Origin of the sequence: Paenibacillus sp. FSL P2-0089 (genome assembly GCF_038595095.1) — a bacterium.
GTDB classification, from domain to species: domain Bacteria; phylum Bacillota; class Bacilli; order Paenibacillales; family Paenibacillaceae; genus Paenibacillus_AQ; species Paenibacillus_AQ silagei.
The window spans coordinates 2,635,806-2,652,736 of sequence record NZ_CP152006.1; the positions used below are offsets into that span (position 1 = coordinate 2,635,806).

Genomic DNA, 16,931 nt, shown 5'->3' on the forward strand with positions numbered 1-16,931 from the left:
TGCCTCTAGAATATAGTCAGGGAGGCAGTTGAATATATAGACTGAAAGGGTAGGACACAATGGTTAAATACAGAACGGCAGCTCCGCACGAACGCGAGGAATACATAGATTTGGCCAACCTTGCCTTCCGCTTTGATTTTGAGGTCCTGATGCCCAAGGCTTATGACAAAAGTGTAGATTCTTCCGCCATGCATAAGGTTGCGGTGGACGAGCAGGGCAGGCTGCGTGCGCTGGTGGCTGTTTTTCCAGAGTCACTGACGGTATGTGATCATACGCTGCGCACCGGCTATCTGGGTACGGTATCTGTTCATCCGCGTGCGCGAGGCGAAGGGCATATGAAAGCGCTTATGAACCTGTGGCTTGAAGAGCTGCGGGGTACCTGTGATATGGTTGTATTATATGGACAGCGGCAGAGATATGAGTATTTCGGCTTCACGCTTGGCGGTGTCAAGTTTAAATATACCGTGGCAGAGGCCAATGTGCGCCACAGCTTAAGAGGGGTGAATGACACCGGAATAACCTTCCGTCCGCTGTTTGAGGTTGAAGGAGGAGCAGAATTTGCGCATAACCTGAACACCTCGCGGCTTGCTTATGTTGAACGCAGCTTAGAGCAACTGCCGCTGATTTTCGGTACACTCTGTCAAAAGGCACTTGGCGTTCTGGATCAGGGCAAGCTGATCGGGTATGTGGTTGTCAACGAAGCGGGCGATGATATAGCTGAATTCGCGCTGGAGAAAGCGGATGATATCCAGCGTACGATTAAGGCTTACATGGCCTACAGCAGAGCCGGGCGAATAACGTTGCATGCGCCGGAATATGACCTGCCGCTGAACACAGCGCTTGGCAGCATTGCCGAAGACTTCGTAATCGAGAATTCGGATATGTATCATATTCTGGATTTCGCCAACATCCTGAAGGCTTACCTTACGCTGAAGTTCAAGACCACAGGCATTATCCCGGGAGAATTCTCCGCAGTAATGGACGGACAGCCGGTGACGGCGCGGGTGGACGAAGAGGGCGTGAGCGTCGAGCGGTCTGCCATGCCGGATGCAGTTGTCCTCAGCAAGCAGCAGGCTCAGACGCTTCTGCTTACCCAGCATGGCCGATATATGGCAGTGGATGCACCCGCAGGCTGGTTCCCGCTGCCTCTGTTCTGGTACAAGATTGATAAATACTGAGCCATCCGTTGCGCGATAATCCCTACCCGACGCGGGCAACGGACAAGCCGGAGACGGGCGCTTATGCGTCTGCCTCCGGCTTGTTGTTATACACCAGTCTAGAAGGACTTCCGGAATTCCGCCGGAGTCATGCCGGAGAAGTTACGGAACAGCTTGATGAAGTAGCTGACATTGTCATAACCCAGCTGCTCTGCGATTTCCACAATTGTCAGGTTCGTCTGATTGAGGAGGTCACGGGCGTGCTCCATTTTCACCCTGGTTACATACTCAATGAAGGTCAGCCCGGTCTCCAGACGGAATAACCGGCTGAAATGGGTGGGGTTCAGGCCCAGACGCTTCGCCATCTCCTCCATACCAGCCTTCTCGCTGATATGAGTCATTACATAACGTTTGGCTTCGGCTATTTCTTTGCGGACATTCTGCTTCCACATGGAGCTTAGCATGAGTATTTTATCCTTCAGGAATTCCTCCAGCCATTCCATGAGCTGCTCCAGCGTTTCGAATTCCTGGATCGAGCGCTGGAGCCGCTCACTGTTGAAGTTGCTGACGAAGTTCTGCATGACGACATATTTCAATTCCAGCTCCATCACCATCTTGAGCAGCCAGCTCTTCACACTCTCCACCGGATATTTCTGGTCCCCGATGTACTGCTTGATCTCCCTGACCTTGGCTGCAAGCTGTGAGCTGTCCTCCTGCTGAATGCAGTCCCTTAGCTGCTGGAGAATCTCCGAATAATGCACGAACAGGTCCTCGCCGCTGGTCTGGACAGGCGCAAGCTTCATAATCGCTCCCTCGGCGGCATAGAAGCGCAGGGCATGGGAATCCAGCAGCGCCTGAATCTGCTTCTTGATGTCGATCAGACTTGTAGTAGCCTCCCCGTAAAAGAAGGAAATCCCCATCCGCAAATGCAGCTTCGCCATTCTCTGGACATGCCGGAAGTTATCACGGAATTCCTCGTAAAGATTGCGGACGAGGATATGCGGCAAAGGAATGAACAGGATGAACTGCCGTTCCGTCAGCGCGAACTGGATAATGCCGTCTATCTCCAGGAATTCCTGCAGCACATTATCCATCACGAACTGCAGGTTCACCACTCCGCCGAACCGCCTCTCCAGCTCATAGGAGCGCTCCGGGACTGCCAGTACAGGCAGATACGGGGTGCCTGTGTGCAGGTGGATGCCCATCGCTTCGGCATGTCCGAACCACTCGGCTTCATCCCAGACCGGTTGCTCCACGAACATGCGGATGAACCGGGTCCGGATGGCGGCATGGTTCTGACTGACCAGCTTCTCCATCTGGAGATAGTGGTTACGGGATTTCAATTTCACCTCCAGCCGGGCCACCGCCTCCGTCAATACGGCAATTACCTGATCGATCTGCAGACTCTCCTTCAATATATATTCGGCCACATTCAGTTTCACAGCCTTCTGGGCATATTCGAATTCCCCGTGGCAGGACAGGATAATCGTCTGCAGCTGAGGGTTCACCTCCCGCGCCTTCTGGATTAGCTCCAGTCCATTCATCGCCGGCATGCCGATATCCGTAAGCAGAATATCCGGCTGATGCAGCTGGCAGGCTTCCCAGGCCTGTCTGCCGTCCGAGCAGCAAGCCGATAGTTCAAGGCCGAGGGTGTCCCAGGGAATCGAAGTGCTTAAATACTCCAACACCGGATAATGATCGTCTGCCAGTACTACTTTATAGGTCATGATTATCTGCTCCTATCCGCTTCACGGGCATGATTAACTGTACGGTGGTGCGTAGCCCGTGAATGCTCTCAATGTTCATCTCGAAGCGCTCCCCGTAGATTAGCTTGAGCCGCTGGTAGACGTTGATTAATCCGATGCCGCGAGCGGACTCTGCCACTGGCGTCCCGTCAGCACTCAGGGCACCTAACTCCGCATCCTTCTGCCTGATGTGCTGAAGCAGGGCTGCGAGTGTATGCTCCTCCATTCCCGTGCCGTTATCCTCGATGGTAATGGTCAGCCTGGACTGAACGAGTCCGATGGTGATGACGACCCGCCCTCCGCTCTGCAAGAACCCGTGCTTGTAAGCATTCTCAATAATGGGCTGCAGGATGAACCGCGGCACCGTCTCCAGCAACAGCTCTTTGTCCACATGCACTGCATATTCCGTAGGATATCTCATCGTGAACCGCATTAACTCCATATACTGCTTCGTGAAATCAAGCTCACTGGCAATGGAGACGAATTCCTCCCGGCTGGAGAAGCTGGCCCGCAGCATAGCGGAGAGGGAGCCGACGATCGCAGCATTCTCCTCATCCTGCTTCATCAGCAGCTTCAGCCGGATCGAACTAAGTACATTGAATAGAAAATGAGGGTTAATCTGGGCCTGCAGCATCGCAATCTCTGCCTGGCGCTTCAATTCCTGCTCCGTCTCCACCTGCCTGAGCATCAGCTGTACCCGGTCCAGCATGTTATCGAAGGAGTGTCCCAGGCTGCCGATCTCATCGGCTCCCCGGATGCCCGAGCGCACCATGAGATCCCCGTCCTCCACCCGGCGGGCCGCCTTGCCCAGGACAAGCACGGGCTTGGTGAATCTCCGCAGCAGAACCGTCAGCGCGAACAAGAAGCTGACAGCAAATATCGTCTGAATAATCAGGCCGGTCCGGTTAATCCCGTTCAACCTTTCCGTCAGCTGCTCATAGGGAGCAACACTGATGAGTCTCCATCTGGCAAACTTCAGCGGCAGTTCAAGGAGGAGCTGATTCTGCCCCTTGAACTTGACGATGTCAGGGAAGACCAGCTCATCTACAGGCAGCAGTTGATCAAAGCTTGTGCCTATCAGCTCCTGGTTCCGGTTCGACAGAATGTTCTCCTCTTCATCCAGCAGATACACATCCTCTTCCAGTGAAGCAAACCGCTCACGGATCGAAGCCTCACTGCGGCTGACAATCAGGTAGGCGTAGGGAGCGGCAGTCGTTTCTTCTCTTAAGGCACGCGCTGTCATGAAGATATACGGCTGCTCAGCCTGCAGGGAGGTCAGGTAATTGTCTTCTGCTCCCATAAATAAGGTGTCATACGGCGGGAGCTGCTCCAGAGTGGAGAACCAGCGCCGCTTCAGAAATTGCCGGGGATCATAATCATAGAAGGAATAATCGGAATAGGCATGTCCATCCTTATCCAGCAGAGTGATCCTCAGATCGATGGTATCTCCGGCCACCTGCTCCAGGCGGCTGGTCAGGTTCCGCGCAGCTACGGGATTGGTCTTGGCATCCTCCAGCAGGGTCTTGATCTCCGGATCGAAATGGACGAAGTTCGACACCGAGACCATCTCTTCGAAGATTACATCAATTTGCGACTGGACAATCCTCAGGGACTGCGTGGACTTCTCCAGGGAATGCTCCCGGATAATCAGCTTGGAATAGACATTGGTAATATAGAGCATCCCCAGTGCCGGAATTACGAGGCAGGCAATGGAGGTAAGGATTAGCTTTTGCCGGAAGGAGAGCTGACTGAGCCTGTGCTTTTCTTTCATTAATATCCCTCCAGTAGTATACCTTCACAGACTTATGGTACTTGATTCTGCGGTTCGGCTCATCCAATAATTTTTTCGATTTAGAAAAAATAATGCTATACAAAGTTTTCGCCACAGATAAATTCGTTGCATGTGCTATGAAATTTGCCCTTCTATAATAAAGCTACAAACATAAAAAGAGGTGGATAAAGTGGAGGTTATTACTGAAGAGGGGACGGCAAAACGGTCCGGCAGCCCCGGGATAAGCAAGATGCGCAAGCAATCCTTTTATGACAATATTGCAGGGTATTTATTCATTGCTCCCATGCTCATTCTGACCGTAACGCTGGTAATTATTCCGATTCTACTATCCGGTGTCATCAGCTTCTCGAACTGGAACTTTGTATCCGGTCTGGACGGGTTCGGGTTTGTCGGTCTGGATAACTACACCCGGCTGGTGCAGGACGAGTCCTTTCACCGCTCGCTCTACAACAACCTGATCATGATTGCCGTCGTTCCGGTCGCGATGTTCCTGGCGCTGGTGCTGGCGGTGCTGATCAACAAGGCAACCTATTTCAAAACCTTTTTCAAAGTGATCTACTTCATGCCCTTCATCTCGAGCTTCGTGGCCATCGCCCTGCTCTGGAGAGTACTCTATCACCCGAACAACGGTCCGATCAACGGCTTCCTCAGATCTATAGGGTTCGAGCATCCGCCCATGTGGCTGGCTGATCCCAAGTTTGCCCTGATCTCGGTCATGATTATTATGGTGTGGACTTCACTGGGCTTCAATATGGTCATCTATCTGGCGGGCCTTCAGAATATCTCACGGGATCTGTATGAAGCCGCCGATGTGGACGGGGCCTCACCGCTCAGACAATTCTTCAGAATTACACTGCCGATGCTGTCGCCTACGTCCTTCTTCCTGCTTATCACAGGAGTTGTCGGGTCCTTCAAGGTCTTCGATCTGATTATGGTGTTAACCGGCGGCGGCCCGGCAGGCTCAACCTCAGTTATTGTCTACTACCTGTATGAGGTGGCGTTCGTAAATCTGGAGTCGGGCTATGCTTCGGCGATGGGCATTATTCTGCTGATCCTCATCCTGCTGGTGACCTTGTTTCAATGGGTCGGACAAAAGAAATGGGTCAACTACTAGGAGGTATACACATGCGATCGATCAAGCTTAACCGTGTTATTGTTACCGTTTTCATGGGGGTTGCGGGCATCCTGTTCATCATGCCGTTCTTATGGATGCTCTCCGCCTCCTTCAAGCCCGAGCTGGATGTCATGAAATATCCGATAGAATGGATTCCCTCGAAATGGAATGCGGTGGAGAACTACAAGCAGGTATGGGCGGGAGCCGTGCCGTTCACACTCTATTACTGGAACACGACGAAGGTTACCCTGATGTCTACAGCGCTGTCGCTGATTATTTCCGCTATGGCGGCTTACGGCTTCTCCAAAATCATTTTCAAAGGGCGGGATATTCTCTTCCTGGTTGTCCTGGCCACCTTCATGATTCCGACGCAGGCCATTCTGGTTCCGCAGTTCATTATGTACCGCTGGCTTGGACTGTTCGACAGCCATTTCGGGCTGGTGCTGCTTGCCGCCTCCGGGGTGCTTGGAACCTTCCTGCTGAGACAGTTCTTCCTGGGAATCCATGATGAAATTATTGAATCGGCGCGGATTGATGCAGCGGGCCACTGGACGATCTTCATGCGGATTGCCATGCCACTGGTGCAGCCAGCCCTTGCTACCTATATGATTCTCCGCTTTATCTGGACCTGGAATGATTACCAGAATCCGCTGATCTTCCTTCGTTCCGATTCATTGTTTACCCTGCAGCTGGGCATCCGGAAATTCGCTGATTTCAGCGGCGAGTTCTACTCCTTGATGATGGCAGGTGCCGTATCAGCCATTCTGCCATTGTTAATTATTTTCATGATCGGCCAGAAGCAGGTGATTGAGGGAGTTGCGATGGGCAGTGTCAAAGGCTAGACTAATTACATTACAGGGGGCCAAATCATGTCAAAAGTAAAACGCAATCTATTCATCGCTGTACCGCTGTTATCCCTGCTGGTATCCGGTTGCGGAGGCGCCGGCAATGCAGAGAAGGAGCCAGCGGCAACGGGTACCGGAACAGATGCAGAACAAGCGGTAACCATTAAGCTGAGCAACTGGTACGCCAAAAAAATGGACAACTGGGATATCGTCATTGCCGAGTTCGAGAAGCAGCATCCGAACATTAAGGTGGAATTTGCCTCTGCGGAGGACAACAACTCCAACGAGTATTATAAAAAGCTCGACCTGGCGGTGGCCGGGGGCGATGATCTGGATATCCTCATGTTCAGTAATATGACCTTCCTGTCCCAGCGTGCAGGGCTCGGTATGATCCAGCCGCTGGATGATTATCTGGCGAAGGACGGCATTAATTTCAAGGATGAATATACAGCCGATACCAGCATTGACGGCAAGGTCTATGGACTGCCCGGCAAGTCCTCCCAGGGTCTGGTGATTATTAACGAGGATCATCTGAAGGAGGCAGGACTTGAGCTGCCTAAGGACTGGACCTGGGATCAGTACATGGATTACGCCAAGGCGATGTCGAAAAAAAATGGCGATAAGACCCGGTACGGCACCTACTTCCACAGCTGGATTCAATATGGATATGTGGCGCAGAACTTCGGCCAGCCGGTGAATGCCAATCTGACCACCGATGACGGCAAGACCGCCAATATCGACAATCCGTTCATGCGCAAGTCGCTTGAGCTGCGGCTTCGGGGAGAATCAGAAGGCTCCGCAACCCCGTATTCCGAGGTGGTCAGCCAGAAGCTGAACTACAGACCGCAATATTTCAACCAGGACACCAGTATGCTTGTTACGGGGACCTTCCTGATCCCGGAGACTGGCGGAACGGATACCATTCCAGCTACCTTCAAGACCGTGTTCGCTCCGCTGCCTAAGATGAAAGCGGAAGATCCGATGTCATCGAATGTGAGCGGGGATGTCCTGAGCATCTACAGCAAGTCCAAGCATAAAGACGAAGCCTACACCTTCATCCGCTGGTTCTCTACGGAAGGGATTGTACTGCAAGGCAAGAATATCCCGTCCTGGAAAAAAGCTGATCTGAATGATGTGGTGGACCGGATCATCGCAGGCAGCAAGACCCCGGAAATGATCGACAAAGCTTCCCTGCTCTATGTTCTGGAGAATACCAAATCTACTACTGCAGCTACGGCAGTACCTTATCATGCTGAGCTGGAGAAGGTGCTGCTGGAGGAGTTCGACAAAATGATGCTGTCCGGTCAAAGTATCGATGATACGATTCAGCATGCACAAACCAAGATTCAGAAGATTATTGATTCCAAATCCTAAGAAGCAGATATCACAGATTAGATAGGAGTGCTGCCCGTGCTGTATCCAATAATGACGGAAACCCGCAGTCTGTACGATCTGGGCGGGGTATGGAATTTCAAGCTGGACGATGGCTCCGGCTGGGACGAGAGCTGGCAGGCATCGAAGCTCACAGATACGATCCCTATGGCGGTGCCCTCGGCTTACAATGATCTTGGCGTAAGCCCGGAGATTCGTAATCATGTCGGCTGGGTCTGGTATGAGCGGGAGCTGTCCCTTCCGCGTAACGTCATGAATGAGCGGCTTGTCCTGAGGTTCGGGTCGGCGACCCATAAGGCGAAGGTATTTATCAATGGAAGCTTGGTGATGGAGCATGCCGGCGGCTTCCTTCCCTTCGAGGGAGTGATTAATGACTATATCCGGCCTGGAACGAACCGGCTGACGGTAGCTGTTCATAACGTCGTGGATTACACCACATTGCCTGTTGGCCTGTACACGGAGACCGAAGGGCCGGACGGGAAGCTTAGGGTGAAGAACCAGCCGAACTTTGATTTCTTCAACTTTGCCGGATTGCAGCGGCCGGTGAGAATCTACTCCACGCCACTCACCTTCGTTCAGGACGTCACTGTAGTGACCGATTATAAGGAGGAGCAGGGGGAGGAGAGGCAAGGGATAATCCGCTATAGCGTGGACATTAGCGGCGAAGCCGAGGTCCGGGTTACGGTACTGGATGAAGATGGGAACACGGTCTGCTCAGGGACGGAGCCGTCCGGTGTACTGGATATTCCATCTGTCAGACTATGGCAGCCGCTGAACGCCTACTTGTACACCCTGAAGATTGAGCTTCTGCAAGCGGAGCAGGTGGTTGATGTCTATGAGCTGCCGTTCGGCGTGCGGACGGTCGAAGTGCGGGACGGACAGTTCCTGATCAATGGCGAGCCGTTCTACTTCAAGGGCTACGGCAGACATGAGGATACTCCGTTCCATGGACGGGGTCTAGATGAAGCGGCGAACATTATGGATTTCAATCTGATGAAATGGTCCGGGGCCAACTCCTTCCGCACGGCGCATTATCCGTATGCCGAGGAAGTGATGCGGCTGGCCGACCGTGAAGGCTTCGTCGTGATTAATGAGACTCCGGCGGTAGGCCTGGATCTTAATTTCCTGGTGATGTTCTCAGGAGGTTCGAAGAAGGATACCTGGGCAGAGGTCCAGACCTTCGAGCATCACCGGCAGGTGATCCGGGAGCTGATTAACCGGGATAAGAACCATGCCTGTGTAGTGATGTGGAATGTAGCGAACGAACCGGCATCTTATGAGGACGGAGCGTACGAATACTTCAAGCCGCTGATTGAGCAGCTGCGGGAGGAAGATCCGCAGCACCGTCCGGTGACCCTGGTGACGCATATTGAGGCATCCCCGGCGAACGACAGAATCTCTGAGCTGATCGATGTGCTGGCCTTCAACCGGTACTACGGCTGGTATGTAGACGGGGGAGATCTGGAGTCAGCGAAGGTCAAGCTGCGGATGGAGCTGGAAGCTTGGAGCCGGCGGTGCCCCGGCAAGCCGATGATGATGACCGAATATGGAACCGATACCGTGGCCGGACTGCATGATGTGGAGCCGATCATGTTCACAGAGGAGTATCAGGTGGCGTTCTACAAGGCTAACCACGAGGTCTTCGACGAGTTCCAGGAGTTTGTGGGCGAGCAGGTATGGAATTTTGCCGACTTTGCCACCAGCCAGGGCATCATCCGGGTGCAGGGGAACAAGAAAGGCATCTTCACCCGTGACCGCAAGCCCAAGGCGGCAGCCCACGAGCTGCGCCGGAGATGGACGGAGATACCGGACTTTGGGTATAAGAAGTAATTTGAGTTTAAGTTGCAACGTAAGTTTGCAAGCCTTCAAGATTGCAAGCCTCGAAGCCTCGAAGCTTGCAAGTCTCCAACCCTTCAAGCCTCCCGTTATGGGAGGCTTTTTTTATACAATAACCCCCGGCTCGGCTGGGGGCCTTATGTGATACGTTGCAAGAGGGAAGGGCGGATATAGTTGGAAAAAAGGCACTTAATTTTGCCGAAATCGAGGGTTGAGAGCAAGCAGTTTGAAAAAGTACACTTAATTCCTGGAATCCGATGGATTTAGCAGAAGTCGGGCTGAGTAAGCTGCATTTTTCCAACTAATTAGTTTACGTACCCCTTTACCGCCAAATTAGATGTACAATTTCCACTTGTATAAGTCCGCCGCCATGAGTCAGACGCTGTAAGTCCCCCGCGCTCTCAACTGTAAGCAACACTCTCTCGAATCTGTAAATCCCCAGCCCACTAATGATCCAGTCCCGCCTTCCGCAGACACTGCGCCTGCCCGCTCCACTTCCCGCGAGACATCCTACAGTTCCTGCTTGGCGTATCTGCCCGGGGACATGCCGGCCACCTTGGTGAAGCTGCGGATGAAATTGGCATAATCGCTGAAGCCGGATTGATAACAGGCCTCGGTGATGCTAAACCCTTCGCGGAGGCAGGCCTTGGCTAACGAAATCCTGCGGTCCAGGATATAGGAACGTAGCGTCAGGCCTGTGTGTTGTTTGAACTGGCGGCTGATATAGGTGCTGTTCAAATGAAAGGTGCTGCTAAGCTGCTCAAGCGTGAGGGTCTGGCCCAGATGGGCATCAATATACTCCATCGTCCTGCGGACCAGCTCCGGCATGATATCTGCAGGAACGATGCTTGTTCTATGAAACACGGTGTTGGTCAGCACCAATAATTGAGCAAGCATGCTGTTGGCGAGGATATCTGCCCCATACGCATCCGATGAGAGGACCTCCTCCAGATCGCCGGTCAACCTGAGAACCTGCTGAAGCTCGGCTTCCTCCAGATGCACGATGTTGCCCTTACCCTTCGGGCGGTAGTCGAAGCACCAGGATAGAGGGGTAGCCGGAGTAGACAGGCGGTGCAGATAAGATTTTTGGAGATTGATCGTAATCCGTTCATATTCCGATTCATCCTGGCTGAAGGAACGATGCATTTCTTCCGGGTTCAGCACAAGCAGATCTCCGCGCTGCAGGTGGTAGCAGCTGTTCTCAATATAGAACTTGACGTTGCCGCGCAGAAATAAGTACAGCTCATACGCTTCATGGCGGTGATAGAAGGTTCCCATATTATAGGTGGTTGTCCTGTGCAGGTAGAGGTAAGCTTTATGGATAGGGTCATAGCGAAGCTCAAATGGCTCGTTCATGGGTAACCTCCGGATCATTTCGCGCAATAATAACAGCGGAACCTGCAATGATTCTTCTCTGGAACTACTTTAAAATGACATTATCCTAGCATGCAGGAATATGATTTGCAATCATTTTATTGTATTACAACAGACTGGAGGACAGGATAGTGGAACTGATCATAACGGCAAGAAGCAAGGCTCAGGAAGATCCTGAATATACCGGACTTAACGGGCATGGACTGCATGCATCCGTTGAGATAACAGGCGGGACAGGCAGTGCACAGCATCCCTTTCAGGCTCTTGTACAGATCACGAATCTGAACAGCACGCCTTGGTCAGGCGTTATTCATGTGGAGTTGCCGTTCGCCAAGGCTGATCCGCGCTTTTTTCTTCCCGCCTTTATGTATGGGCGCAACCGCGGAGAGGCTCCGCAGAATGTTCCGAATGAGTTTCCGAGATTAAGGAATGGGCAGCCTGCGCGTCCTTCTTCTTCCTGGTGGATGGTGCGCAGCGACCGGCTGTCGCATCCGGCGGCGCTGGTATATGACACGGGCAAAGTGTACGGATTATGCGCCAGCCCTTATTTTATATACAGGGAGGGGGAGAAGATCCAGTGGAAGCCTGGGCTAGAGGGGGAGTTCTTGCAGTATGGCGGCTTCACCTGCTCGCTTGCCAAGGGAACGGTCGGCTATACGCTGGGGTATGAGAATGCTCCGCTTCTGTTCATCAAATCGCGTCTTGTCAAGGAACGGGCACCGCTGGAGGAGAACTGCTTCGAACTGGCGGCCTCAGAGTCAGTAGCGTTCATGCTGGATTTGTATGACTACAAGGCTGAGTCTGAGCTAGGCATCAATGCTGCACTGGAAGAGATCTATTCCCGCTATCATCAGCCCCCAAGACCCGGGAGCGGGTTCAGGAGCGCTGCGGCCGATCTGTCGAAGGCCATCTATCAGTATGCGTGGCTGCCTGAGGACCGGAGTTACACAACCTTTGTCTATGAGGACAAGGAGACGGGCGGGTACCGGTACAATAAAATCATCTCCATCAGCTGGACAAACGGTCTGACTGTAGCCACTCCTATGCTGATGGCTGCGCTGCGGCTGGGAGATGAGCCTATGCGCGGGCAGGCGCTCTCCTGCATTGAGCATATCATCGGGAACTCCCTGAACCCGGCTTCCGGTCTTCCCTATGAGGCCTATCAGGACGGGAAATGGAGCATTCACGGCTGGTGGTTTGACGGGATGCGCACGCCCGGACATTCCGCTTATCTATGCGGACAGGCCTTGTTCTATATTATGAAGGCCTATGAATACGAGAAACGGCTCAAGCATGTCGTTCACGAGGAGTGGGTGGACTTCGTGCGGAAGATTCTCCCTGTACTGGAGAGAAGCCGGAATTCGGACGGTGAATACCCTACGATTCTCTCCGAGCGAACCGGTGCCGGGCTTGAATACGATTCCTTCAGCGGAACCTGGATCATGGCTGCCATAGCCTACTATAGCTGGCTAACCGGAAACCGGTCGCATCTGGACAGCCTGAAGCGCAGTGAGCGGCATTATTATGAGACCTATGTGATGCGGATGGAATGTTATGGAGCGCCGCTTGATGCAGATAAGGCGGTAGATTCTGAAGGGATTCTGGCGTATATCAGAGCGGTCAGATATCTGCATGCCCTCACTGGGGATGAGCTGTATCTGGATCATATGAGGGATGCACTTGCTTACGAATTTACCTTTAAATTTGCTTACAATTCACCAGTGAAGGTGCCGCCGCTAAGCACGGTGGGGTGGTCGAGCTGCGGGGGAAGCGTGACCTCCGTCGCCAATCCGCATATTCATCCTATGTCGAGCAGCGTGGTAGATGAGCTGTATTATTATGTGAAGCGGCGTGAAGATCCGTATGTGAAGCAGCGGATGCTGGATACCGTCGGCTGGGGCTGTCAGACCTACAACCGGTATGACCGGGAGTTCGATCACGGCCTGACGGGCTGGATGTCCGAGAGATTCTGCCACTCGGAGGGTCTGGTGACCGAGACCTACAGTGACGGTTCACCGGCCAGCACCTGGTTCTGTCTGATGCCTTGGGCCAGCGGCAGTATTATTGAAGGTCTGGTTGGCGAGTACTGGGAGGCGGACAGCGAGTAACGCTATTAATTCTCAATGTTGATATTCTGCCAAAAAGATGGGGCTGTCCCAAAAGGGACAGCCTCTTTTATCGTGTATGCGAAAAACAGCATACATTTGCTGGCGCGCAGGCGTGAGGCCCGAATGTATGCGAAAAACAGCATACATTTTGCTGACGAGCAGGCGTGAGGCCTGAATGTATGCGAAAAACAGCATACATTTTGCTGGCGCGCAGGCGTGAGGCCTGAATGTATGCGAAAAACAGCATACATTTTGCTGACGCGCAGGGAGCGGTCCCACTCCCCCAAATGCTTATGCTGAATCTACTCCAGCATAAAGAGCTATCGTAAATTTCATACCCATCGTCTGCACTGCATTTCCTTGAATTTCAGTGGAACCGTCTTCTACGAATACCGGAATTTCAAGTGCGGATATCAACTTCGTCCAGAACTTAACAGCTTTTACATTCGATTTGAACATCCCCACCTCATAGCGGCCAGAATGCAGTTGGAAGATTTGCATGACAGCATCTTTGGCTATATTCGTGCCTCTGTATTTGGGAAATACAAATAGCTCCTGCACTGAATAGTCTACTTCCTTTGCAACATAAGGAGGAGAGGTAACCAGAATAAAGCCAACGATTTTGTCATTAAACGTGATGAAGTAAGGATACAACCGTTCGTCCCTATAATATGGCGAGATATCTTCCATTTCGAATGTACCTTCTGCTCCAATATCCTCCTGTGAGTAAGCAGAAAGCTCATAGAGATAATAATTAAATAAATTTTCAAATGGTTCCTTGTTTGTTTCTGTTATATGCTGAATTGCCGTCTTCATCATTAACCTCCATATATTATTTTCTTTTCATTGCCCTAAGTTCGACGGACACTTGTGCAACCCTAAACCTACTGTATCAACACATTACGCCGGACGTAAGGGAAAAGACAGCTATAATGAACCTTACCTTTTTCAAAAGAATGCCCGGGCACTCAGGACAGCATACTGGCCCGGTACCTGCCCGGGGACATACCGGCTACCTTGGTGAAGCTGCGGATGAAGTTGGCGTAATCGCTGAAGCCGGACAGCTCGCAGGCGGCCGCGACACTCTTGCCGGAGGTAAGGTGGCTCATGGCCAGGGAGACGCGCTTGTTAACGATATAGGAGCGGACGGTAAGTCCCGTGTGCTCTTTGAACTGCTGGCTTATATATTTGCCGCTGTAATGAAATTCCTGCTCCAGCTGGGCGGAGTAGATCGGTTCGAGCAGATGCTCCTCGATGTAAGCCATCGTCCGGCGGACAAGCTCCGGCATGAGATTATGCGGCAGAGCGGCGGAGGACTGCTGCAGAGTGTTGATGAATACAAGCAGCCGGGTGGCATAGGAATCGGCCAGCAGATCCTGTCCGTACTCCTCGGAGTGCAGGCTATAGATCAATTGGTCCGCCAGTCTGGAATAGAAGGCGCACTGGTCGCGGGAGAGCCGGATCAGCGTGTTCAGCCCCGAGGGAAAGGCGTTGAAGCAGGCCAACAGGTTCGTGCGGCTGCTGGATAGCCGCCGCAGGGCGGATCTTCGCAGGTTCAGCCCGATCCGTTCATAGGTCTGGTTGTCGGCACAGACACAGCGGTGCATCTCACCTGGACGGATCAGAATCAGATCGCCGGGGGAGAGCTTGTAGCAGGACTGCTCCACATACATATAGGTATTGCCTCTCAGGAACAGGTAGATTTCGTAGGCATCGTGCCGGTGGTAAGGCTGAGCCGGGCTGAGCTGCTCCGTGGTGGTTGATTTGTGGAAGCAGATCATTTCTTCGGGGATCGGGGTGAACACATACTGGGCAAGCTGCTCCATGGCATCCATTCCTTTAATTGGATATATAAGGATTATCGGTATCCGCGCAATATAGTATCGCTGATATGCAACGACGATATATCAACTATTTAATATAATACAGGAATAGGAAGCGCTTGCAAGTGTTGCAAGGAAAAAGGACAAGCCTGTACAGGGTACAGCTGCCGCTTCGATTAGACAGGGGGTGCGACCAGAGGCAGAATTCGGCAGGAATGTTGTGCAGAAATCATATAATAAGGAGATGAAGCAATGAAATCAACGTTTAAAAAATCACTATGTACCTTGCTGGCAACGGTAACTATGTTGTCTATGCTGGTGGTGCCGCCGCCACCCAAAGTTTCAGCAGCCAGCGATGTGACGGTCAATCTGTCCGCCCAGAAGCAGGTGATCCGCGGATTCGGGGGCATCAACCACCCGGTCTGGATCGGGGATCTGACGGCCGCGCAGCGGGAGACCGCCTTCGGCAACGGAGCGAACCAGCTGGGATTATCCATTCTGAGAATCTCTGTGGACGATAACAAGAACAACTGGTCTAAGGAGCTGGACACGGCCAAGGCGGCCGTTGCCAAGGGAGCCATCGTCTTCGCTTCACCCTGGAATCCTCCTGCAAGTATGACGGAGACCTTCAACCACAATGGGAATACGTCAGCCAAGCGGCTCAGATATGATAAATACGGCGCATACGCCCAGCATCTGAATGACTTCGTGACATACATGAAGAATAACGGGGTTAACCTGTATGCGATCTCGATACAGAATGAACCGGACTATGCCGAGACCTGGACCTGGTGGACACCTGCCGAAGTCCTGAACTTTATGAAGAATTATGCCGGTTCCATCAATTGCCGGGTCATTGCTCCTGAGTCCTTCCAATATCTAAAGAATATGTCTGACCCGATTCTGAATGACTCCCAGGCGCTGGCCAATATGGACATTCTGGGTGCGCATTTGTATGGAACACAGGTGAACAACTTTGCCTATCCGCTCTTCAAGCAGAAGGGTGCAGGCAAAGAGCTGTGGATGACCGAGGTCTATTACCCGAACAGCAATAACAACTCGGCCAACCTGTGGCCGGAAGCGCTGGAAGTAGCCTACCATATGCACAATGCGCTGGTGGAAGGGGATTTCCAGGCTTATGTATGGTGGTATATCCGCCGCCAATACAGCCCGATGAATGAAGACGGCACGATCAGTAAGCGCGGGGACAGCATGGCCCAGTTCTCCAAGTTCGTCCGCCCGGGTTATGTAAGAGTTGATGCTACGAAGAACCCTAACACCAATGTCTATGTCTCGGCTTACAAGGGCAGTAACAAGGCAGTGATTGTCGCTATTAATAAAAGCACTTCGGCGGTCAGCCAGCGGTTCGTCCTGCAAAATGGCTCCGCATCGAGTGTGTCCCCATGGACCACAGACGCCAGCCGCAAGGTAGCCGCCGGCTCTAACATTAATGTGTCGAACGGCGCTTTCACCGCCCAACTGCCTGCGCTTAGTGTAACTACCTTTGTAGCCACACTCGGAAGCAGCAAAAGCTCAGTAACGGATGCAATCTATGACATTGAAGTAGATCCCGCCTTGGCTGAGGAAGTTCTTGCCCAGTAGAATACAGTCGCAGCATTTATGACTTAACCGAAGATAGAATCAGCATCCCGGCCTGTGAATCGCAGCTTGTATAGTGCGCTTACAGGCCGGGATTTTTGGTGCTTTCGGGTCATCGTTTAAATTTGAAAGAGAATAGTGTTATT

General features: G+C 52.4%; 12 protein-coding genes. 7 read left to right on the plus strand and 5 right to left on the minus strand.

Annotated elements, in window-relative coordinates:
• Positions 1-59: 59 nt before the first annotated feature.
• The gene (locus NST69_RS10590; protein WP_342549215.1) at positions 60-1,178 is read left to right on the plus strand and encodes a GNAT family N-acetyltransferase; all 1,119 of its coding nucleotides are present in this window, start codon (positions 60-62) and stop codon (positions 1,176-1,178) included.
• Positions 1,179-1,276: 98 nt separating this feature from the next.
• On the opposite strand, the gene NST69_RS10595 is transcribed toward NST69_RS10590, so the two are convergent.
• Entirely contained in the window at positions 1,277-2,884 is a 1,608-nt protein-coding gene (locus tag NST69_RS10595) for a helix-turn-helix domain-containing protein (protein WP_342549216.1), read from the minus strand.
• A complete protein-coding gene (locus NST69_RS10600; RefSeq protein ID WP_342549217.1) occupies positions 2,874-4,673 on the minus strand; it encodes a histidine kinase in 1,800 nt (599 codons plus the stop codon). Before NST69_RS10600 ends, NST69_RS10595 begins: the two co-directional genes overlap by 11 nt.
• A 190-nt stretch (positions 4,674-4,863) precedes the next feature.
• On the opposite strand from NST69_RS10600, the gene NST69_RS10605 reads away from it, so the two are divergent.
• Genes NST69_RS10605 through uidA form a run of 4 tightly spaced genes read left to right on the plus strand, consistent with a single transcriptional unit; the run spans position 4,864 to position 9,875 of the window.
• Positions 4,864-5,808 (plus strand): sugar ABC transporter permease, encoded by a 945-nt coding sequence (locus NST69_RS10605; RefSeq protein WP_340953865.1) that lies wholly within the window; start codon positions 4,864-4,866, stop codon positions 5,806-5,808.
• Positions 5,809-5,819: 11 nt separating this feature from the next.
• Positions 5,820-6,650 carry a carbohydrate ABC transporter permease gene (locus tag NST69_RS10610; protein ID WP_209875756.1) on the plus strand — a complete coding sequence of 277 codons (831 nt, stop codon included), beginning with the start codon at positions 5,820-5,822 and terminating at the stop codon, positions 6,648-6,650.
• 27 nt (positions 6,651-6,677) lie between these two features.
• On the plus strand, positions 6,678-8,027 hold the full coding sequence (locus NST69_RS10615; RefSeq protein WP_342549218.1) for a sugar ABC transporter substrate-binding protein: 1,350 nt from the start codon (positions 6,678-6,680) through the stop codon (positions 8,025-8,027).
• Between the two features lie 36 nt (positions 8,028-8,063).
• A complete protein-coding gene (gene uidA / locus NST69_RS10620; protein WP_342549219.1) occupies positions 8,064-9,875 on the plus strand; it encodes a beta-glucuronidase in 1,812 nt (603 codons plus the stop codon).
• Positions 9,876-10,391: 516 nt separating this feature from the next.
• On the opposite strand, the gene NST69_RS10625 is transcribed toward uidA, so the two are convergent.
• Positions 10,392-11,237, minus strand: coding sequence for an AraC family transcriptional regulator (locus tag NST69_RS10625; RefSeq protein ID WP_342549220.1), 846 nt, complete (start codon positions 11,235-11,237; stop codon positions 10,392-10,394).
• Positions 11,238-11,386: 149 nt separating this feature from the next.
• Between NST69_RS10625 and NST69_RS10630 the strand changes: the two genes are divergently transcribed.
• The gene (locus NST69_RS10630; protein WP_342549221.1) at positions 11,387-13,363 is read left to right on the plus strand and encodes a hypothetical protein; all 1,977 of its coding nucleotides are present in this window, start codon (positions 11,387-11,389) and stop codon (positions 13,361-13,363) included.
• 291 nt (positions 13,364-13,654) lie between these two features.
• On the opposite strand, the gene NST69_RS10635 is transcribed toward NST69_RS10630, so the two are convergent.
• Positions 13,655-14,179, minus strand: coding sequence for a GNAT family N-acetyltransferase (locus NST69_RS10635; RefSeq protein ID WP_342549222.1), 525 nt, complete (start codon positions 14,177-14,179; stop codon positions 13,655-13,657).
• Positions 14,180-14,331: 152 nt separating this feature from the next.
• Complete coding sequence (locus NST69_RS10640; RefSeq protein WP_342549223.1) at positions 14,332-15,189, minus strand: AraC family transcriptional regulator; 858 nt, start codon at positions 15,187-15,189, stop codon at positions 14,332-14,334.
• Positions 15,190-15,438: 249 nt separating this feature from the next.
• On the opposite strand from NST69_RS10640, the gene NST69_RS10645 reads away from it, so the two are divergent.
• Positions 15,439-16,788 carry a glucuronoxylanase gene (locus NST69_RS10645; protein ID WP_339255651.1) on the plus strand — a complete coding sequence of 450 codons (1,350 nt, stop codon included), beginning with the start codon at positions 15,439-15,441 and terminating at the stop codon, positions 16,786-16,788.
• Positions 16,789-16,931: the final 143 nt, after the last annotated feature.

Bases quoted from the DNA above. Each gene is read 5' to 3' on its own strand.
- NST69_RS10590 (WP_342549215.1), top strand. From the start codon at position 60: ATGGTTAAATACAGAACGGCAGCTCCGCACGAACGCGAGGAATACATA.
- NST69_RS10595 (WP_342549216.1), bottom strand. From the start codon at position 2,884: ATGACCTATAAAGTAGTACTGGCAGACGATCATTATCCGGTGTTGGAG.
- NST69_RS10600 (WP_342549217.1), bottom strand. From the start codon at position 4,673: ATGAAAGAAAAGCACAGGCTCAGTCAGCTCTCCTTCCGGCAAAAGCTA.
- NST69_RS10610 (WP_209875756.1), top strand. From the start codon at position 5,820: ATGCGATCGATCAAGCTTAACCGTGTTATTGTTACCGTTTTCATGGGG.
- NST69_RS10615 (WP_342549218.1), top strand. From the start codon at position 6,678: ATGTCAAAAGTAAAACGCAATCTATTCATCGCTGTACCGCTGTTATCC.
- NST69_RS10625 (WP_342549220.1), bottom strand. From the start codon at position 11,237: ATGAACGAGCCATTTGAGCTTCGCTATGACCCTATCCATAAAGCTTAC.
- NST69_RS10635 (WP_342549222.1), bottom strand. From the start codon at position 14,179: ATGAAGACGGCAATTCAGCATATAACAGAAACAAACAAGGAACCATTT.
- NST69_RS10640 (WP_342549223.1), bottom strand. From the start codon at position 15,189: ATGGAGCAGCTTGCCCAGTATGTGTTCACCCCGATCCCCGAAGAAATG.
- NST69_RS10645 (WP_339255651.1), top strand. From the start codon at position 15,439: ATGAAATCAACGTTTAAAAAATCACTATGTACCTTGCTGGCAACGGTA.